The following is an 18,888-nucleotide window of genomic DNA, read 5'->3' as shown; positions in this document are numbered from 1 at the left end:
CATGGTATCTCTCGCATCCCAGGGCATAAGTGACTCCATAAACGGGTTCTTATGCCTCAGTTGTAAGTGTCTACCATGTCCCCGAACAAGCGTTCACTATGTCTCCGGACCGTACAGGGGAGAGGGTTAGGGTGAGGGGGGAAAATGCGGCTCTGATGGTCATTCCGTTCACCTTATGTTCCTTGTTTTTCTGTCGCGACAGAACCCGTGAACGTGCCAGGGTGGCTCACCGCCACCACCCTGGCGACCCGGGCTCCCGGCCAGGAAAATCGCCGCTGGCGCGGTCCATGATGCTTATGTCGTCTGACTTTCGGGTCGGGGACCAGCCTGCGTCCTTGCAGGCTATCCCCTCCGCCCGCTTCCCTGCGGGCGGCCCCGGTCAGCCACCAACGCCTCATCGATTTTCAGCCGGACCCTGTCATCGCTGCCACTGTTTTATTCTTATGAAGCGGCGTTATCGCTGTAAGACGTAAGATTACTGGGGATTCCTCAGCCCCCAGGGAGAGGGTTGGGGTGAGGGGAATATGCGGCTCGGAAGGTGGGTTCCGTTCACCTTATGTTCATGGCGAAATGTCACCTCCGGACACGTGAACGGGTAAAGGGGAACACCGCGTTCCCCTTTACAATCCCCGCGGCCCCGCAAAAAATCGGTGCTTCGCACTGCGTTCGCCTCCCGCCCCGCTGCCTGCGGTCGGTTTGACTCGAGTTACTCGCCCCATCCCTGGGGCTCGCCCTTCGGGCCAACGCGTTGCGTTGTTCAAAATCGTTCCGGACGATTTTGTCCTGTCTCGACAAACCTCAGTCCGCCATCCCTGGCGGCCTGACCTTGCCATCGGGTCTTCGTCTCACCGATTTCAGCGGGGACTCAACCCCCTCGCTGCACGCTCTGCGCCAGGGGGGCACAAAGATGTCGCTGTGGTTGTCATGCGGGAAAACGAGTCAGCCATGGTTAACAAGGTTGAAGACGTTCACAGTATCTATGCGCCTGGAAAACGATTCTGCCGTGAACGTAGCCCGGCTAAGCGAAGCGCCAGCCGGGAGTGCGTATTAGCCAAACAGCGCGGACAGCCGCGCTAATACCCGCGTTGCACTGTAGTAATCGAGACGGAACGTTTCGGCCCCCAGCGCATAAACACGCTTATTCTGAACCGCGTTCAGATGGGCAAGCAGCGGGTTGGCATTCAGCGCGTCAGCATCTTTTTGATCGCTGGCGAACAGGAACAGCGCTTCGCCGTTCAGACCGGCCGCCAGATTTTCACCGCCCAGTTGCACGATGTCATGACGTTTACCCTGGCTTTGCAATGTCTGCAATCCTTCCGGCAGCGGTGCGAGCGCAAAACCCAGTTGTTGCAGTAGCTTGCCCTGGGCGGACTCCGTGGTCCACAGATTCGCACTGTGCGCCGCCGGCGTATAAACCAGCGCATTAACCGGCTGCGGCGGCAATTTTATGCGCGCTTTAACATCGGCCATTTGCTTATCGAACTCAGCAATACGGGCAGCGGCCTGTTTTTCCTGGCCGGTGATTTCACCCAGTTGGCTAAGCAGGGTCTGCCAGCTTTTATCGTCGTAATTGATGACCAGGGTCGGCGCAATGGTCGAGAGCTGATCGTAAAGCGATAACGCAGAGTCACCGCCGGTGGCGCTGATCAGAATCAGATCCGGCATCTGGGCGGCAACGGCTTCGGCATTCGGCTCGCCAATATAAATACGCGCGACGTTACGCGATTTCGCCACTTCGCCCCACTGGCGTAAAAAGCCCTGATCGTCGGCGAATCGGTTGTTCGGTGTTGTAGCGCCGCTGGCGATAACCGGGGCATCGATAGCCAGCAGAGAACCCGTTAGCGTCACGCTGGTGGAGACAATACGCAGAGGTTTGTGGTCGAGTGTATGGCTGCCTTTGCTATCCGTAACCTGACGCGGCCAGTCGGCGGCGGTCGCTGCGGAAAGTCCGAAAACAAAAATACCCAACATGATAAGGGCCTTACGGCAAGAGAAAGGGAGTCTCACGAAGTCACATCCTGTTTTTGTTGAGGTTAATGCTTCTCATTTTCATCATTGCGCGCGATGGATGCAAGTGTTAGTCGCAAGGGAGTTGGGCGCACCAGTTGACATGTCGGGTCATTACCTTTAGCTTACCGAATCAAAATTCAAATGATAATCATTCGTAATATATTTATCATTTTTGGAGGATGATATGGATACGTCACTGGCTGAGGATGTACAACAGGCTGCAAAAACCCTGGCGTCGGACCAGTTCTTCTTTATGTCGCCGTTTCGCAGTTTTATGACATCGGGTTGTTTTGCCCGTATCAGTGAACCGGCGGTGGAAGGGGATAGCCCGGACAGCGCGTTTCAACAGAAACTGACGCAGGCTTTTGCCGATGCCAAAACGCGGGGCATTGCCAATCCGGTGGTTGTGGGGGCCATCCCTTTTGATACTACCCAGCCGTCTGAACTGTTTATTCCCGCTTCCTGGCAGACCTTTTCGCGCCCGTCTAAGCAGCGCTCCTCCCGCTATTTCTCCGGGCACGACATGCCTGACGTCACCAGACGTACGGAAATCCCGCCGCAGGATGTCTTTATGGATATGGTTGCCCGTGGGGCCGCGCTGACCGCCACACCGGAGGTGGACAAAATAGTCCTCTCGCGGCTGATTGATATTGCCACCGATGCGCACCTCGACAGCGGCATCCTGCTGGAGCGCCTGATAGCCCAAAACCCGGCGAGCTTTAACTTCCATGTTCCGCTGGCGCAAGGAGATGTGTTACTGGGCGCAAGCCCGGAACTGTTGCTGCGTAAAGAGGGTGACCAATTTAGCTCTCTGCCGCTGGCCGGGTCGGCGCGGCGTCAACCGGATGACATGCTGGATCGCGAAGCGGGCAACAGACTACTGGCCTCGGAAAAAGACCGTCATGAACATGAACTGGTCACTCAGGCGATGAAAGCCTTACTGGCGCCACGCAGCCGCGCTTTGAGTCTGCCGGATTCCCCGCAACTGGTTACCACCCCGACGCTATGGCATCTGGCGACGCCGATTGAGGGAACCGCGCTACCGGGTGAAAACGCCCTGACGCTCGCCTGTTTGTTACATCCCACGCCTGCACTGAGCGGTTTTCCGCATCAGGTGGCGAAAACGCTGATTGCCGGGTTAGAACCCTTTGAGCGCGAACTGTTTGGCGGCATTGTCGGTTGGTGCGACGCCGAAGGTAACGGCGAGTGGGTCGTGACTATCCGCTGCGCGCGTATTCACGAAAACCGCGTTCGGTTATTTGCCGGTGCGGGCATTGTCCCTGCGTCGTCACCGGCGGCGGAGTGGCGCGAAACCGGCGTCAAGTTGTCCACCATGCTGAACGTTTTTGGCCTGCATTAAGGAGCGATGATGACCATTCCCTTTACCCCCTGGCCGGATGAATTCGCCACGCGCTACCGTGAAAAAGGTTACTGGCTGGATGTGCCGATGACCGACATACTGACCCGTCATGCGCAAAGTGACGCGGTGGCCGTGATAGAGGGTGAGCGCAGTTTTAGCTACCGGCAGCTTCATCAGGCTTCTGACAATCTGGCAAGCGCGTTACAGGCGCAGGGTATTCAGCGCGGTGAAACGGCGCTGGTACAGCTTGGCAATGTGGCTGAGTTTTACATTACCTTCTTTGCGCTGCTCAAAATCGGCGTTGCCCCGGTGAATGCGCTGTTCAGCCACCAACGCACGGAGCTTAACGCCTATGCCGTGCAGATCAAACCGGCATTGCTGATTGCCGACCGTGCGCATGCGCTCTTCGCGACCGATCAGTTCTGGCAGGATTTCACCGCCGAACATGCGTCGGTGCGCGTGTCGCTATTTCTTAATGACAGCGGTGAGAAATCGCTGACGGCGGCGATTGAGTGCCCGGCAGATACCTTTATCGCCACGCCGACGCTGGCCGATGAAGTGGCCTTCTTCCAGCTTTCTGGCGGCAGTACCGGCACGCCGAAGCTGATCCCACGTACCCATAATGACTATTACTACAGCATCCGCCGTAGCAACGAAATCTGCGGGATTACGGCAGATACCCGTTACCTCAACGCACTGCCCGCCGCTCACAACTATGCGTTGAGCTCCCCAGGCTCGCTGGGGGTGTTGCTGGCGGGCGGCTGCGTAGTGCTGGCGAATGATCCCAGCGCCACGCTCTGCTTCCCGCTCATCGAAAAACACCGCGTCAACGTTACGTCGCTGGTACCGCCTGCGGTCAGCCTGTGGTTACAGGCGATTGCCGAAGGGGCCGACAAGGGGCAACTGGCTTCGCTCAGGCTGCTACAGGTGGGGGGGGCGCGTCTGTCTGCCACGCTGGCGGCACGCATTCCCGAGGAGATGGGTTGCCAGTTACAGCAGGTTTTCGGCATGGCGGAAGGGTTGGTGAATTACACCGCGCTGGACGACACCCCGGAGCGCATCTTCAACACCCAGGGCCGCCCGATGTGCCCGGACGATGAAGTCTGGGTGGCCGATGAAAACGGTCATCCGCTGCCGCGTGGTGAAGTGGGGCGCCTGATGACGCGCGGGCCGTATACCTTTCGGGGCTACTTCAATAGCCCGGAACATAATGCCAGCGCCTTTGATGCCAATGGCTTCTACTGCTCCGGCGACCTGATTTCTATTGATGACGCGGGTTACATCACCGTGCAGGGGCGCGAAAAAGATCAGATCAACCGGGGTGGTGAGAAGATCGCCGCCGAAGAGATTGAAAATTTACTGCTGCGCCACGAGGCGGTGATCCATGCCGCGCTGGTCAGCATGGAAGACAGCCTGCTGGGGGAAAAGAGCTGTGCGTATCTGGTGGTCAAACATCCGGTACGGGCGGTGGAGATTCGTCGTTTCCTGCGTGAACAGGGTGTGGCGGATTTCAAGCTACCGGACCGCGTTGAATGCCTGGCGGCGCTGCCGCTGACCCCGGTAGGCAAAGTGGATAAGAAACAATTACGCCAGACGCTGGCAGAACGCGCCCAGGCGTAACGAGGAGAAAAGATGGCCATTCCCAAACTGACCGGCTACGCACTGCCGACCGCGAATGATATCCCGGATAACAAAGTGCAGTGGGCCTTTGAACCTGACCGCGCCGCCTTGCTGATTCATGATATGCAGGAGTATTTCCTCAATTTCTGGGGCGATACCTGCCCGATGATGGAAAAGGTGGTTGCCAATATCGCCGCGCTGCGCCAGTTCTGTAAGCAGCACAATATCCCGGTTTATTACACCGCTCAGCCAAAAGAGCAGAGTGATGACGATCGCGCGCTGCTCAACGATATGTGGGGGCCGGGGTTGACCCGCTCGCCAGAGCAGCAACGGATTGTGGCGGCGCTTGCCCCGGACGAAGCCGATACGGTGCTGGTGAAGTGGCGTTACAGCGCCTTTCACCGTTCGCCGCTGGAGCAGATGCTGAAAGAGACCGGGCGTAATCAGCTCATCATAACGGGCGTGTACGCCCATATCGGTTGTATGACGACTGCCACCGATGCCTTTATGCGCGATATCAAGCCCTTTATGGTGGCCGATGCGCTGGCGGATTTCAGCCGCGAAGAGCATATGATGTCGCTGAAATACGTGGCGGGCCGCTCCGGGCGTGTGGTGATGACCGAGGCGTTACTTCCGGTGCCCGCCAGCAAAGCGGCGCTGCGCGCATTGATCCTGCCGCTGCTGGATGAATCTGACGAGCCTTACGATGATGAAAATCTGATTGATTACGGGCTGGATTCCGTACGCATGATGGCGCTGGCGGCGCGCTGGCGTAAAGTGCATGGCGATATCGATTTTGTGATGCTGGCGAAAAACCCGACCATCGATGCCTGGTGGGCGCTGCTCTCCCGCGAGGTCAACTGATGGACTTTTCAGGGAAGACCGTCTGGGTGACCGGAGCCGGAAAAGGCATCGGTTACGCCACGGCGCTGGCGTTTACTGACGCGGGCGCGCAGGTAACGGGGTTTGACCGGGCTTTTGACGGTGAACACTACCCTTTTACCACCGAGATACTGGACATTGCCGATGCAGAACAGGTCTCGCGGGTCTGCTCTCGTGTGTTGACGCGGAATGCGCGGCTGGATGTGCTGGTCAACGCGGCGGGCATTTTGCGTATGGGGGCAACGGATGCGCTTTCGCAGGAGGCGTGGCAGCAGACTTTTGCCGTCAACGTTGGCGGGGCGTTTAACCTGTTTCAGGCGACCATGGCGCAGTTTCGCCAGCAGCGGGGCGGGGCGATTGTCACCGTGGCCTCCGATGCCGCGCACACACCGCGCATTGGCATGAGCGCTTACGGCGCGTCGAAAGCGGCGCTGAAAAGTCTGGCGCTGACGGTGGGGCTGGAGCTGGCCGCCAGCGGCGTGCGGGCGAATCTGGTGTCACCTGGCTCTACCGATACCGATATGCAGCGCACTTTGTGGACCAGCAGCGATGCGGAACAGAAGCGTATCGCCGGTTTTGGCGAACAGTTCAAGCTGGGTATCCCGCTGGGGAAGATTGCCCGCCCGGAAGAAGTCGCCAGTACCATTCTGTTTCTGGCGTCTGACTATGCCAGCCACATCACGTTACAGGATATCGTGGTGGATGGCGGCTCAACGCTGGGGGCATAAATGATCTGGAAGCGCCGTTTAACGCTTGATGAACTCAATGCCACAAGTGTCCGCACGCTGGTCGGCCATTTAGGGATTGTCTATACCCGCCAGGGTGATGATGTGCTGGAGGCCGAAATGCCGGTGGATGCCCGCACATATCAACCTTTTGGTTTGCTGCACGGTGGGGCTTCCGCCGCGCTGGCGGAAACGCTGGGGTCGATGGCCGGCTATATGATGACTGTCGATGGTCAGTGTGTGGTGGGGACGGAGCTTAACGCCACTCATCACCGGGCGGTGTCGCAGGGTAAAGTACGTGCCGTCTGCCAGCCGCTGCATCTGGGCCGTCAAAATCAAAGCTGGGAGATTGTGGTGTTTGATGAGCAGGGACGGCGCTGCTGCACCTGCCGTTTAAGCACCGCGGTGATTGGGTAGCGAGATTGCCCCTTGTCCTAATCATGGCCTGAAGTGGACTGGAGCAGGTTTTCTCCCTCGCCCCTTTGGGGAGAGGGCCGGGGTGAGGGGAACAGGCCGCACCCTTCTCCCAAATCCAAACCCGCTTCCTCCTCTCATTCTTCTCCCCCCATACTCATTCAAATACGCCCTATAAGTGATCCCTGTAGCACACTGAAGTAAATGCCCGGATTGATAGCGAAATTCCAATGTTTCAATGTTGTTAAAACACGCAAAGTGTTCTAGAAACAAAATGTAACATCTCCTTTTACGCACACGGATAATCGCTATGAATAACTCAGGGAAATACCTTATTTGGGCATTGCTCTCCGTTGTTGGAGCGTTTGCTCTTGGCTACATCGCGCTTAATCGCGGTGAGCAGATCAACGCCTTGTGGATAGTCGTTGCCGCAGTTTGTATCTATCTGATTGCCTATCGTTTTTATGGTTTATATATCGCCAAAAACGTGCTGGCCGTCGATCCGGGTCGCATAACGCCCGCCGTGAAATACAACGACGGGCTCGATTATGTCCCGACGGATAAAAAAGTGCTGTTTGGTCATCACTTTGCGGCAATCGCCGGGGCAGGGCCGCTGGTGGGGCCGGTGCTGGCAGCCCAGATGGGCTATCTGCCGGGGATGATCTGGATCCTCGCCGGGGTGGTGCTTGCCGGGGCGGTACAGGACTTTATGGTGCTGTTCGTCTCGACTCGCCGTGATGGACGTTCATTGGGTGAGTTGGTCAAAGAGGAGATGGGGCCAACGGCTGGGGTTATCGCACTGGTGGCGACCTTTATGATCATGGTGATCATCCTGGCGGTGCTGGCGATGATCGTGGTGAAAGCACTGACCCACAGTCCGTGGGGGACCTACACCGTTGCCTTTACCATTCCACTGGCGATTTTCATGGGGATCTACATCCGCTACCTGCGCCCTGGACGCATTGGTGAAGTCTCCGTCATTGGCCTGTTTTTCCTGATTTTCGCGATTATCTCCGGCGGATGGGTGGCGGAAAGCCCGACCTGGGCCCCGTTCTTTGATTTCACCGGGGTACAGTTGACCTGGATGCTGGTGGGCTACGGCTTTGTGGCCGCCGTACTGCCGGTCTGGCTGCTGCTGGCACCGCGTGATTACCTTTCTACCTTCCTGAAAATTGGTACCATCATCGGCCTGGCGATCGGTATTCTGATCATGCGCCCGACCCTGACCATGCCTGCACTGACGAAATTCGTTGATGGCACCGGCCCGGTCTGGACCGGCAACCTGTTCCCGTTCCTGTTTATCACCATCGCGTGCGGCGCGGTGTCGGGCTTCCATGCGCTGATCTCCTCTGGCACCACGCCGAAAATGTTGGCGAACGAAGGGCAGGCCTGCTTTATCGGTTACGGCGGCATGCTGATGGAGTCGTTCGTGGCCATTATGGCGCTGGTGTCGGCCTGTATCATCGACCCGGGCGTCTACTTTGCGATGAACAGCCCGATGGCGGTACTGGCACCTGCCGGGACGACCGATGTGGTGGCCTCTGCCGCGCAGGTGGTCAGCGGCTGGGGCTTTAGCATTACCCCGGACACGCTGAAACAGATTGCCACGGAGGTGGGCGAGCAGTCGATTATCTCCCGTGCGGGCGGTGCGCCAACGCTGGCGGTGGGGATGGCCTATATCCTGCACGGCGCGCTGGGCGGCATGATGGATGTGTCGTTCTGGTATCACTTCGCGATTCTGTTTGAAGCGCTGTTTATTCTGACGGCGGTGGATGCCGGTACCCGTGCCGCACGCTTTATGCTACAGGACTTGCTGGGGGTGATTTCACCGAACCTGAAACGCACCGACTCGCTACCGGCAAACCTGATTGCAACCGCGCTCTGCGTACTGGCCTGGGGTTACTTCCTCCATCAGGGGGTGGTCGATCCGTTGGGCGGCATCAACACACTTTGGCCGCTGTTCGGTATTGCTAACCAGATGCTGGCGGGCATGGCGTTGATGCTCTGCGCGGTTGTACTGTTCAAGATGAAACGTCAGCGTTACGCATGGGTGGCCCTGTTGCCCACGGCCTGGCTGCTGATTTGTACCCTCACCGCCGGCTGGCAGAAAGCGTTCAGCCCGGACAGTAAAGTCGGCTTCCTGGCGATTGCTAATAAGTTCCAGGCGATGATCGACAGTGGTACTATTCCGGCACAGTACACCCAGTCACAGCTTTCCCAGTTGGTGTTTAACAACCGTCTGGATGCCGGGCTGACCATTTTCTTTATGGTGGTGGTTGTGGTGCTGGCGTTCTACTCGGTGAAAACGGCGCTGGCGTCGCTGAAAATCGACAAGCCAACGTCACAAGAGCGTCCGTATGAGCCCATGCCGGAAAATCTTGATGAGATTGTGACTCAGGCAAAAAGCGCACATTGATTAACCTTTACCGGGAGGCTGCGAGGCTTACCGGTTGATGCACTTATCCTCCCTCTCCCCTCAGGGGAGAGGGGCGGGGTGAGGGGAAAACGTGAGGCAGTATGTTTGACACTTTATCTAAAGCAGGCAAATACTTAGGCCAGGCCGCCAAAATGATGATTGGCGTCCCGGACTATGACAACTACGTTGAGCATATGCGTATCACCCATCCCGATCAGACGCCGATGACCTATGAAGAGTTCTTCCGCGAGCGGCAAGAGGCACGTTACGGTGGCAAAGGCGGGGCGAAGTGCTGTTAACCCTCCCCCTGTTCCTGCTTACTGTCATAAACACCGGCCCGTTCTTCACGGGCCGCTTTTGATATTGCGTTACCTCTGCCGGGTGGCAGAGGTCGGCCTGATCCTCAGGCGTTGAGGCCGCCGTCCACATCAATCCCGGTTCCGGTGATGTGTTTTGCCGCCGGGCTTGCCAGGAAAGTTACCGCATCGGCGATATCTTCTGCTTTACCGTAATGTCCAAGCGCAATCAACTGACGCTGGGTTTCAGCGCCTTAGCCATCTGCCGGGTTCATGTCGCTGTCAGTGGGGCCAGGGTGCACCAGATTGACGGTAATGCCACGCGGACCAAGATCGCGCGCCAGCCCACGGGTTAACGAGTTGAGAGCGGATTTGGTCATCGAGTAAACGGCAATTCCTTGCAGCGGGACGTGGTTGGCGAGGCAACTGCCGATGTTGATAATGCGCCCGCCGTCCGGCAGATGAGCAATCGCCGCCTGGGTAGCAATGACCACGCCGCGAATATTCACATTGATTAACGCATCAATATCTTCATCGGACATCGCTTCCAGCGGCCCGCCGCGCGCTATCCCCGCGTTATTCACCAGAATATCCAACCCGCCCAGTTTCTCAACCGACTGAGCGACCGCTGCACGAATGGCCTGCGGACTTGCGCTGTCGGCCTGAATGGCGACCCCGTTGCGCCCGAGCGCGCGAATGTCATCGGCCACGGCCTGTGCTTTTTCGACTGACTTTTCAAACGTTATCGCCACATCTGCCCCTGCGCGGGCTAATGACAGGGCGATGGCTTTACCTAAACCACGACTTGCGCCTGTAACCAGCGCGCGTTTACCGGAAAGTGAAGATGACATGGTGACTCCTGAATTAATTATGTGTTGATCGATACATAATTACAGTAAACGCACTTCCTTGTGGCCGTCAATGGTATTAATATATCGATCAGCACAAAATGTTGGAGGCCACCATGAGCCGTGGAAGACCACGCGAGTTTGACCGTACAGAAGCGCTGAACCAGGCGATGAAAATCTTCTGGCAGAAGGGCTATACCGCCACGTCCATGAACGATTTATATGAGGCGATGGGTATTAAATCTCCCAGTCTGTATGCGGCGTTTGGCAGTAAAGAGGATTTATATGAAGAGGTATTGCTGCACTACGAGCAGTCCGTTGCGCCGGTTATCTGGGGGCATATGACCAGCGAACCGTCGCCGCGTCAGGCGGTGTGGCTGTGGCTGGAGCGTTCTGCCGACATGCTGACGCAGACCGATATGCCGCACGGTTGTATGGTCACACTCTCGGCGGTAGGCAGCGAAGGTAATGACAGGCTGGGCGACCTGGTGCGTCGCATGCGAGCTGCGGGTTTTTCCCTGTTAAAAACGCGGCTGGAGCAGGCGCAAAAACAGGGTGATTTGCCCGGTTCGGTGGATGTCGAGGCGCTGACGCGCCTCTATGTCAGTATTCAGCAGGGGATGTCGATTCAGGCCCGCGATGGCGCGAGCCGTGAAATCTTACTGAGCATTGCCCGCTCGGCCATGGCTTTATGGCCTGCCTGAATCAGCGGGTAAAATGTTCGACTTTTTCAAACGCTGCGCGCAGCGTGGCGGGAGTGAGATCGCCCGGCAGATAGTGAATGGATTCGACCGGGCGCAGGGTATGGGCAATCACCCGCTCCAGCTCGTCATGATTGTTGATGTCCACCTCCAGGGCCGCCAGCGTGGTGGGCAGGTTAAAACGCTTATAGGCGTTCACGAGCTGCGCCAGCACATCATCCTGACCGAGCAGGGCGCTTTGCACCAGAATACCGTAGGCTACTTTGGTGCCGTGCAGGAATTTCTCTGTTTGTGGCAATACTGTCAGACCGTTGTGAACGGCGTGCGCTGCGGCAACACGGGTATAGCGCTCGCCGAGACCGCCCACCATACCGCCACCGGCGATAATCGCATCCACCACGTCACGAAACGCCTGCGTCACGTCGCCACGCGCCTGATCCGCCAGCGCTTCTTCGCTACTGGCGAGTAGCACATCGCGAATCGCCAGCGCGTTATTAATCCCCAGACGTACCGTCAGCGGCAGCTTTTCCGGCGCAGGTGCCAGCACCACCGCTTCATACCATTTCGCGAGCGTATCGCCGATCCCCGCCAGCAGATATTCCGCAGGGGCACGAAGAATGATCTGCGGTTCGACCAGTACCAGAAAATTGGCGTCATCGAAAATCTCGAACTGTAGCGCCTGACCGGCGTCGTTATACCAGACGGAGAGCGGCGTCCAGGCAGCACAAGTTGCCGCAATGGTCGGAATTGCCACCACGGGCAAACCTAAACGACGCGCCACCGCTTTGGCTGTATCCAGCAGGGCGCCGCCGCCTACGCCTATCACGACCGCGCGATCGTCACCGGACAATTGCGCCAGCTCCGCCACGTCATGCTCGCTGCAATGGCCTTTGAACAACAGATGCTTCGCGCCCGGTGCGTTAAAGCCCTCTGGCAGGAACGGACGCGCCCCTTCAATGGCGCGTTCGCCGTAAATCCACACCGCACGGGAAAGTTGCTCAGCCGTATAAAAATCATGGAGATGCGCGAGACTTCCCGCGTGTGAGAAATAGTTAGCCGGGCCGGTGACGACGCGAATATTGGTGTTGCTCATTTGTTGTGTCCTTGTGTACTATCGCTAACCTGATGTTATGTCTGGACATCCGGATGGCTAATATTATTTTGCTTTATCTTATGCCTTTTCTGTCGTTGCCAGTCAAGGCGGCGTATGAAAAATTCGTCAAATAAACTTATTTATCAGGAACTCGCGTCGGATGAGCACTAACCACCTCGAAATGCGCACTATCAGCCTCGCGTTTGGCGGGTTCAGCGCATTGTCGCATGTTGATTTCACCCTGCGCGGCGGTTCCGTTCATGCACTCACGGGCGCGAACGGTGCAGGAAAATCGACCCTGATGGCGGTGCTGTGTGGCACGCATGACCACTACGAGGGCGAGATCGCCATCAATAACCAGCCGGTTTCTATTCGCACCCCGCGTGACGCGAAACAGCTTGGTATTCATCTGGTGCAGCAGGAAGTGGACGTGGCGCTGATCCCCGGCCTGTCGATTGCTGAAAACATCATGCTCGACAGACTGGCGGAACCGGGGCACGCCTGGCACTGGGGCGAAGTGCGTAAACTCGCACAGGAAGCCCTGGCACAACTGGATGTATCGCTGGATGTGCGTCGCTCTATCGATACCTGCACCCTGGCGGAGAAGCAGCAAATCCTGCTGGCGCGCGCGTTGTCTCATCATTGCCGCTTTTTGATTCTGGATGAACCCACCGCCCCTCTCGATCAACACGAGAGCGAGCGCCTGTTCACCGTGGTGCGACGTCTGCAACAGCAGGGCATCGGCGTGGTGTTTATCTCCCACCGCATCCATGAACTGAAAGCGATTTGCGACACCCTGACCGTGCTGCGTGACGGCAAGCTGATTGAGTCTGGCCCGATGGCGGAACTGAGCGGCGAGCAAATCGTCGAGAAGATGCTCGGCCATGAACTGAGTGATATCTACCCGCCTAAGCGCCCGCCGCACAGCGATGAAGTGCTCTTGAGTATTGACGGCCTGCATGACGAGAAACTGCTAAAAGACATCTCTTTGCGCCTGCGCAAAGGGGAGATTCTGGGCATTGCCGGGCTGGCTGGTGCGGGTAAAACCGAGCTGTGCAAGGCGCTGTTTGGTGCGAGCAAAAGTAAAGTCACGCGCGGCGAGCTTAACAGTCAGCCGTGGCGACCACGCGACCCGGCGGATTCCGTATTACGCGGTCTGGCGCTGGTGCCGGAAGAGCGGCGCAAAGAGGGCATCTTCATTGAAGAACCTATTGCCATGAACCTTTCGGTGAGCGCGGACAACTCTTTTTCCCGCTGGAGCCTGTTCGGCCATCGTAAGTCCTGGCGTTGGGCGCAAGAAGTGATAGCCCGCGTCGGCGTGCGCACCACCGGGCCTGGGCAGACCTTGCGTCGCCTGTCCGGCGGTAACCAGCAAAAAGTGGCGATTGGCAAATGGCTGCGCGGCAACGCCAACGTGGTGATTTTTGACGAACCGACCAAAGGGGTCGACGTGAAAGCCAAAACCGACCTGTTCCAGTTGATTGACGGGCTGGCACGGGAAGGAAAAGGCGTGATTTATGCCTCCGGGGAGTTTTCCGAACTGGTGGGCCTGTGCGACCGCATATGTGTGCTCTGGGATGGGCGCATTGTCGCAGAAGTGAAGGGCGAGGAGGCCCGCGAAGAGACTTTACTTTATTTTTCCACCGGAGGAACGGCAGCGTGAGCAAAGCCCTTTCAGTTAAGGCTGCGGTGTCATCCCGTCAGCAGTTTTTCGATTTTCTTTATAAATGGGGCATGCTGCTGACGGTGGTCGCGCTGGTCGTCATCTTCGGTCTGGCATCGGATAACTTCCTCGACCCGTTCAACATCATCAACATCTTACGCTCCATCGCCATCGTCACGGTAATTGGGGTGGGGGTCTCCATTTCGCTGACTATCGGCGGTTTCGATCTGTCCGTCGGTTCAACCGCTTCACTGGCAAACGCGCTGGTGATTTCACTCTTCGTCTGGCATGGCTTTGGTACCACCGAAGCCATTCTGGTGACGCTGGCGCTCTGTACGCTGGTGGGGCTGTTTAACGCGTTTTTAATTGTGGTGCTGCGTATTCCCGACATGCTGGCGACGCTCGGCAGCCTGTTTGTGATTCAGGGCGTGGCGATGACCTACAGCTATGGCGGTTCGATCACCGAAAACATGGTGCTACCGAGTGGCGACATGGCAGAAGGAACGATCCCGGCGGCGTTTGGTTTGCTCGGCCAGGTGCCGACCATTGTCATCATCATGCTGGCGGTGACCATTGTGGCGCAGCTTGGCCTGTCGCTGACTACCCACGGGCGCCGTATGTATGCCATTGGCGGTAACCCGGAAGCGGCGCGTTTATCCGGTATTCGCACCACCCGTTACAAAGTGGCGGCCTATGTGATTGCCTCACTGCTGGCGGGCTTAGGCGGCATTCTGCTGGCTTCGCGCATTGGTTCTTCGCAGGTGAACGCCGGTGGCGGCTACCTGATGGATGCGGTTGCGGCGGCGTGGATTGGCTTTTCGCTGGCCGGTTCCGGCAAGCCGAATGCGCTCGGCACGCTGGTGGGGGCAGTGATTCTCGGCGTGCTCTCTAACGGACTGGTGATGCTCTCCGTTCCGTATTACGCCATGGACATTATTAAGGGACTGGTGCTGGCCGGTGCCCTTGCATTGACTTACTTCCAGCGTCGTTAATTATTCAGGGGATAACAGATGAAAAAGATAGCACTCTCTTTACTGACGCTGGGATTACTGAGCGCGCTGCCGGGTTATGCGGCGACGCCTGCCCCGGTTCCGGACGCCATTGCTAACCATAGCGGCCCGATTCGCATCGCGCTCATCCGTAACCTCGGTTCCGATGACAACACCACCCAGTTTGTGTCCGGCGCGTTGCAGGAAGGCAAAAAACTCGGGTTTAAAATCAGCACCTTCCTGAGCAACGGCGATGACGCTAAGTTCCAGGACTTTGTGAACCAGGCCATCACCCAGAAATATGATGGCATCATCCTCTCGCAGGGCCGTGATCCGTACTCCACTGCGCTGATTAAAAAAGCGGTCGATGCCGGGATCAAAGTCTCGGTGTTCGATACCGCAGTGAACGGTGAAATCCCTGGCGTGACCGTTACCCAGCAGGACGATGCCTCCCTGACCAAACTTTCCTTTGGCGCGCTGGCTAAAGATTTCAACGGCAAAGCCAACATCATCAAGCTGTGGGTCGCCGGTTTCCCGCCAATGGAGCGTCGCCAGGCGGCTTATGCTGAGCTACTGAAAGAGTATCCGGGCATTAAAGAGCTGGAATCTATTGGCGCGGTCTCTTCCGACGTACAGGGCGACACCGCCAACAAAGTGGGCGCGGTGCTGGCGAAATACCCGAAAGGGCAGATTGATGCTATCTGGGGTACCTGGGATGCCTTTAGCCAGGGAGCTTACAAGGCGCTGAAAGAGAACGGCCGCACCGAGATCAAGCTCTACAGTATCGACGTGTCGAACCAGGATCTGCAACTGATGCGCGAGTCCAACAGCCCGTGGAAAGTGAGCGTGGCGGTGGATCCGAAGCTGATTGGTGCCACTAACGTGCGTCTGGTTGCCAACAAGATTGCCGGCGAACAGACCCCTGCGACCTACGACTTTAAAGCCGCCGCCATTCCACAGGCGCTGCTGGCGGCGCAGTCGGGGGCGGTGAACGTGGCATCACTGGCGAAAATCATCCCAGGCTGGGGCCAGACCGAAGACTTTATCGCGCCGTGGTTCGCTACCCTGGAAGCAAAAGCGAAGTAACGGATGCTTTCCCCCTCCCTCACCGGGAGGGCGGCCTGCTCTTCTCCCAGTACTCAGGGGGAAGGCGGTTTGCTTTTCTCCCTCTCCCGTGGGAGAGGGTTGGGGTGAGGGCAACAGGCCGCACCCCGGCTTAAAAGGAACAACAATGGCAACTGAACTCCCACGCCCGGAATACAGCCGTAATATGCGGCTGATTGGTCATAGCGACCAGGGTGGACGCCCGGACGGCGTACAACTGATGGTGCATCGCGGCTATGCCTACATCGGCCACATGGTCTCTCAGGGCTTCTCCATCGTCGACGTGCGCGACCCCAAAAATCCCAGCCCTGCTGGCTATGTTCCGGCCCCTCCCGGTACCTGGAACGTGCACTTGCAGGCGCATGACGATCTTCTGCTGGTGATCAACGCCCGCGACCTCTTTGCTGACGCCCGCTTTGCCGATGAAAAAGTCTATTACACTCGCTCGGTGGGTGAGACGGTCAGTGACGTACAGGACAAAGGCTGGAGCGCCGGGCTGCGCATTTTTGATATCTCCACGCCGGATAAACCGCGTGAAATCAGCTTTCTGTCACTTAGCGGCATCGGTATTCACCGCATCTGGTACGTAGGCGGACGCTGGGCCTATGTTTCTGCGTTGATTGATGGCTTTACCGATTATATTTTCCTGACTATCGACCTGGCCGATCCGCGCAAACCGGAAGTGGCGGGGCGCTGGTGGCTACCGGGGATGAACCAGGCGGCTGGCGAAACGCCGGACTGGGAGGCGGGGAAACGCTATGCGCTGCACCATGCGATTATCGCGGGCGATACCGCCTACGGGAGCTGGCGCGACGGCGGCCTGACGCTGTTGGATGTGAAAGACCGCACTCAACCGACGCTCATTAGTCACCGCAACTGGAGCCCACCGTTTGGCGGTGGCACCCATACCGCGCTGCCGTTGCCGGATCGTGATCTGCTGGTGGTGCTCGATGAAGCGGTGCTGGATAACCAGGAAGACGGTGAGAAGCTGATTTGGCTGTTTGATATTCGCGAACCGTCAAACCCGGTCAGTATCTCCACTTTCCCGCAGCCGGATGAGATTGACTATGTGGCGAAAGGGGCGCATTTCGGGCCGCATAACCTGCACGAAAACCGTCCGGGGAGCTTTATCAGTTCGACGCTGATTTTTGCCACTTATCAGAACGCCGGTGTGCGTGCCTATGATATTTCCAATCCCTATCGTCCGGTGGAAACCGGGGCGCTGGTGCCTGCCGCTCCGGCGAAAATGATGGATACGCGTCCGGGCCGCCCGCAGGTGATTCAGTCCTGTGATGTGTTTGTGGATGCGCAGGGGGTGATTTACAGCACGGATTACAACGGCGGTTTGTCGGTGATTGAGTACCTGGGGTGACACAACCCTCTCCCTGAGGGAGAGGGGATCGATCTGCACCCACTTTTCTCCCTCTCCCTGTGGGAGAGGGTCGGGGTGAGGGCACCAGCGCGCACTCAACTATACTGACGCACCCGGGCAATCAGTTCATCCACGCTGTCAATGCGCGGGGCGATCACAATCAGCACCTTGCCGAGCGCAATAGCATGGCGCAGGCATTCGTGGCGCATCTCTTCATCGGCGATGGTGTCGATATCCGCGACATGCGAGAGGCCCACGCTGCGGCGAATCAGCTCGGTACCGCAGAAGCCGACCGCGTCCGTCCACACTTTTTTGAGAAACTCAGACGCATAGCCCGGTACGCTCAGGGCGGCATCTTGTGTTTTCTCGCGTGCCAGCGCCTGGAAACGCTCGGCGAAGGTTGACCAGAGTTCCTGAATATCTATCAGACGCTGCTCACGCGCCGCTGCCGCATCCCGAATGCCCAGATGGCCCGGCAGGCCGCAGTAGTTAAGCAGCAAATTCCCGATTGCCGTACCGATATCAAAGCCGATTGGACCAAAATAGCCGAACTCGGCGTCAATCGCTTTCAGGCTGCCGTTGGCAACAAAAATCGAACCGCTATGGATATCACCGTGCAACAACGCTTCAGCATGCGAGAAGAAGCTGTGCTTGAGGGAGGCGACCGCCAGCTTAAGCTGTGTGTCCTGGCGCAGGGCATCGACGTCGGCCTCCAGGGCTGCCGGGTAGTTATTACGTTCATGGGCCTGATAGGGATCGTTAAAGAACAGGTCTTCGGTGATCTCGCACATTTCCGGGTTAATAAACTGCGCGACCTGGGCTTTTTTCACATGCGGATGCAGGTAAAAATCGCTGGTATGGAACAGCGTTTGCGCCAGATATTCACCTAACTGGCGTGCGGCCTGCGGGTAGTAAACGTTTTTAATCAGCTCGCTGCGCCAGATGCGATGGTCAGAGAGATCTTCCATGACCATCACCGCCAGTTCCGGGTCGTAATGCAGAATATTGACCGTGTGCTGCGGGGCGTGTTTATAGTGCTCGACCAGCGTTTGCGCTTCCAGACGTGCGCGATCAAGGGTTAGCGGCCAGGACTCCCCAACGCAGCGCACATAGGGCAGCGCCTGTTTGACGATAATGCGGCTTACGCCCTGACTATCAAAAATCTTAAACACCAGGTTCAGGTTACCGTCGCCGACCTCCTGCGCTTCAACCAGTTCGGACGGCGTGTCCAGACCACCAAATTGTTGTGCATACGCCACAGCATCCTGGGCGTTGAAGGTACGGTATTGCGACATTGCCAGTTCCTCATGTTCTTATGCTAATAAAGCCATTCAGACGTCTATACATCTGGATTTCATCCTGACACAATACGATACAACAACGCAACAGGGATTT

16 protein-coding genes and 1 pseudogene are annotated in these 18,888 nt (G+C 57.5%); 12 read left to right on the top strand and 5 right to left on the bottom strand.

All coding sequences use genetic code 11. From position 1 onward, the window contains the following. Positions 1-173: 173 nt before the first annotated feature. Positions 174-398 (bottom strand): hypothetical protein, encoded by a 225-nt coding sequence (locus ABU190_RS24570; protein WP_354692612.1) that lies wholly within the window; start codon positions 396-398, stop codon positions 174-176. A gap of 649 nt (positions 399-1,047) precedes the next feature. Next, a complete protein-coding gene (fepB, locus tag ABU190_RS24565) occupies positions 1,048-2,007 on the bottom strand; it encodes a Fe2+-enterobactin ABC transporter substrate-binding protein (protein ID WP_354692611.1) in 960 nt (319 codons plus the stop codon). Between the two features lie 187 nt (positions 2,008-2,194). On the opposite strand from fepB, the gene entC reads away from it, so the two are divergent. From entC to ABU190_RS24530, 7 genes are all read left to right on the top strand, one after another. Next, positions 2,195-3,370: an isochorismate synthase EntC gene (gene entC, locus ABU190_RS24560; RefSeq protein ID WP_354692610.1), complete on the top strand. Its 1,176-nt coding sequence runs from the start codon at positions 2,195-2,197 to the stop codon at positions 3,368-3,370. A 9-nt stretch (positions 3,371-3,379) separates the two neighbouring features. Next, positions 3,380-4,990: a (2,3-dihydroxybenzoyl)adenylate synthase EntE gene (entE, locus tag ABU190_RS24555; RefSeq protein ID WP_354692615.1), complete on the top strand. Its 1,611-nt coding sequence runs from the start codon at positions 3,380-3,382 to the stop codon at positions 4,988-4,990. Positions 4,991-5,002: 12 nt separating this feature from the next. After that, a complete protein-coding gene (locus tag ABU190_RS24550) occupies positions 5,003-5,854 on the top strand; it encodes an isochorismatase (RefSeq protein ID WP_354692609.1) in 852 nt (283 codons plus the stop codon). Next, positions 5,854-6,600, top strand: coding sequence for a 2,3-dihydro-2,3-dihydroxybenzoate dehydrogenase EntA (entA, locus tag ABU190_RS24545; protein ID WP_354692608.1), 747 nt, complete (start codon positions 5,854-5,856; stop codon positions 6,598-6,600). Before ABU190_RS24550 ends, entA begins: the two co-directional genes overlap by 1 nt. Next, positions 6,601-7,014, top strand: coding sequence for a proofreading thioesterase EntH (entH, locus tag ABU190_RS24540; protein ID WP_354692607.1), 414 nt, complete (start codon positions 6,601-6,603; stop codon positions 7,012-7,014). A 307-nt stretch (positions 7,015-7,321) separates the two neighbouring features. After that, positions 7,322-9,427 (top strand): pyruvate/proton symporter CstA, encoded by a 2,106-nt coding sequence (gene cstA, locus ABU190_RS24535; RefSeq protein ID WP_354692606.1) that lies wholly within the window; start codon positions 7,322-7,324, stop codon positions 9,425-9,427. Positions 9,428-9,528: 101 nt separating this feature from the next. After that, positions 9,529-9,726, top strand: a complete 198-nt coding sequence (locus tag ABU190_RS24530; protein WP_041852181.1) for a YbdD/YjiX family protein — start codon at positions 9,529-9,531, stop codon at positions 9,724-9,726. A 104-nt stretch (positions 9,727-9,830) separates the two neighbouring features. On the opposite strand, the pseudogene ABU190_RS24525 reads toward ABU190_RS24530, so the two are convergent. Further along, positions 9,831-10,574 (bottom strand): annotated as a pseudogene (locus ABU190_RS24525) (3-oxoacyl-ACP reductase family protein). 113 nt (positions 10,575-10,687) lie between these two features. Here ABU190_RS24525 and ABU190_RS24520 point away from each other — a divergent pair. Continuing rightward, entirely contained in the window at positions 10,688-11,275 is a 588-nt protein-coding gene (locus ABU190_RS24520; RefSeq protein ID WP_052249346.1) for a TetR/AcrR family transcriptional regulator, read from the top strand. A 1-nt stretch (position 11,276) separates the two neighbouring features. Here the strand turns inward: ABU190_RS24520 and ABU190_RS24515 are convergent, their stop codons facing one another. Further along, positions 11,277-12,365, bottom strand: coding sequence for an oxidoreductase (locus ABU190_RS24515; RefSeq protein WP_354692605.1), 1,089 nt, complete (start codon positions 12,363-12,365; stop codon positions 11,277-11,279). Positions 12,366-12,525: 160 nt separating this feature from the next. Here ABU190_RS24515 and ABU190_RS24510 point away from each other — a divergent pair, with 160 nt between their 5' ends. From ABU190_RS24510 to ABU190_RS24495, 4 genes are all read left to right on the top strand, one after another. Next, on the top strand, positions 12,526-14,028 hold the full coding sequence (locus ABU190_RS24510; protein WP_354692604.1) for a sugar ABC transporter ATP-binding protein: 1,503 nt from the start codon (positions 12,526-12,528) through the stop codon (positions 14,026-14,028). After that, the gene (locus tag ABU190_RS24505; RefSeq protein ID WP_079498409.1) at positions 14,025-15,020 is read left to right on the top strand and encodes an ABC transporter permease; all 996 of its coding nucleotides are present in this window, start codon (positions 14,025-14,027) and stop codon (positions 15,018-15,020) included. The genes ABU190_RS24510 and ABU190_RS24505 overlap by 4 nt, the downstream gene beginning before the upstream one ends. An 18-nt stretch (positions 15,021-15,038) precedes the next feature. Beyond that, entirely contained in the window at positions 15,039-16,103 is a 1,065-nt protein-coding gene (locus ABU190_RS24500; RefSeq protein WP_354692603.1) for a sugar ABC transporter substrate-binding protein, read from the top strand. A gap of 145 nt (positions 16,104-16,248) precedes the next feature. Then, positions 16,249-17,493, top strand: coding sequence for an LVIVD repeat-containing protein (locus tag ABU190_RS24495; protein WP_354692602.1), 1,245 nt, complete (start codon positions 16,249-16,251; stop codon positions 17,491-17,493). A 95-nt stretch (positions 17,494-17,588) separates the two neighbouring features. Here the strand turns inward: ABU190_RS24495 and mtnK are convergent, their stop codons facing one another. Continuing rightward, positions 17,589-18,788 carry an S-methyl-5-thioribose kinase gene (gene mtnK / locus ABU190_RS24490; protein ID WP_354692601.1) on the bottom strand — a complete coding sequence of 400 codons (1,200 nt, stop codon included), beginning with the start codon at positions 18,786-18,788 and terminating at the stop codon, positions 17,589-17,591. Positions 18,789-18,888: the final 100 nt, after the last annotated feature.

This window comes from Phytobacter sp. RSE-02, from assembly GCF_040578655.1.
In the GTDB taxonomy this organism is placed as follows: domain Bacteria; phylum Pseudomonadota; class Gammaproteobacteria; order Enterobacterales; family Enterobacteriaceae; genus Phytobacter; species Phytobacter diazotrophicus.
Note: the sequence above shows the minus strand (reverse complement) of the source record. Positions and strands in the feature narration are given on the sequence as shown.

What these genes read in the sequence shown, in the direction of transcription:
- ABU190_RS24515 (WP_354692605.1), bottom strand. Translation starts at nt 12,365, where the DNA reads ATGAGCAACACCAATATTCGCGTCGTCACCGGCCCGGCTAACTATTTC.
- ABU190_RS24550 (WP_354692609.1), top strand. Translation starts at nt 5,003, where the DNA reads ATGGCCATTCCCAAACTGACCGGCTACGCACTGCCGACCGCGAATGAT.
- entA (WP_354692608.1), top strand. Translation starts at nt 5,854, where the DNA reads ATGGACTTTTCAGGGAAGACCGTCTGGGTGACCGGAGCCGGAAAAGGC.
- ABU190_RS24530 (WP_041852181.1), top strand. Translation starts at nt 9,529, where the DNA reads ATGTTTGACACTTTATCTAAAGCAGGCAAATACTTAGGCCAGGCCGCC.
- ABU190_RS24570 (WP_354692612.1), bottom strand. Translation starts at nt 398, where the DNA reads ATGAGGCGTTGGTGGCTGACCGGGGCCGCCCGCAGGGAAGCGGGCGGA.
- entC (WP_354692610.1), top strand. Translation starts at nt 2,195, where the DNA reads ATGGATACGTCACTGGCTGAGGATGTACAACAGGCTGCAAAAACCCTG.
- ABU190_RS24520 (WP_052249346.1), top strand. Translation starts at nt 10,688, where the DNA reads ATGAGCCGTGGAAGACCACGCGAGTTTGACCGTACAGAAGCGCTGAAC.
- ABU190_RS24510 (WP_354692604.1), top strand. Translation starts at nt 12,526, where the DNA reads ATGAGCACTAACCACCTCGAAATGCGCACTATCAGCCTCGCGTTTGGC.
- cstA (WP_354692606.1), top strand. Translation starts at nt 7,322, where the DNA reads ATGAATAACTCAGGGAAATACCTTATTTGGGCATTGCTCTCCGTTGTT.
- entE (WP_354692615.1), top strand. Translation starts at nt 3,380, where the DNA reads ATGACCATTCCCTTTACCCCCTGGCCGGATGAATTCGCCACGCGCTAC.
- ABU190_RS24500 (WP_354692603.1), top strand. Translation starts at nt 15,039, where the DNA reads ATGAAAAAGATAGCACTCTCTTTACTGACGCTGGGATTACTGAGCGCG.
- mtnK (WP_354692601.1), bottom strand. Translation starts at nt 18,788, where the DNA reads ATGTCGCAATACCGTACCTTCAACGCCCAGGATGCTGTGGCGTATGCA.
- entH (WP_354692607.1), top strand. Translation starts at nt 6,601, where the DNA reads ATGATCTGGAAGCGCCGTTTAACGCTTGATGAACTCAATGCCACAAGT.
- ABU190_RS24495 (WP_354692602.1), top strand. Translation starts at nt 16,249, where the DNA reads ATGGCAACTGAACTCCCACGCCCGGAATACAGCCGTAATATGCGGCTG.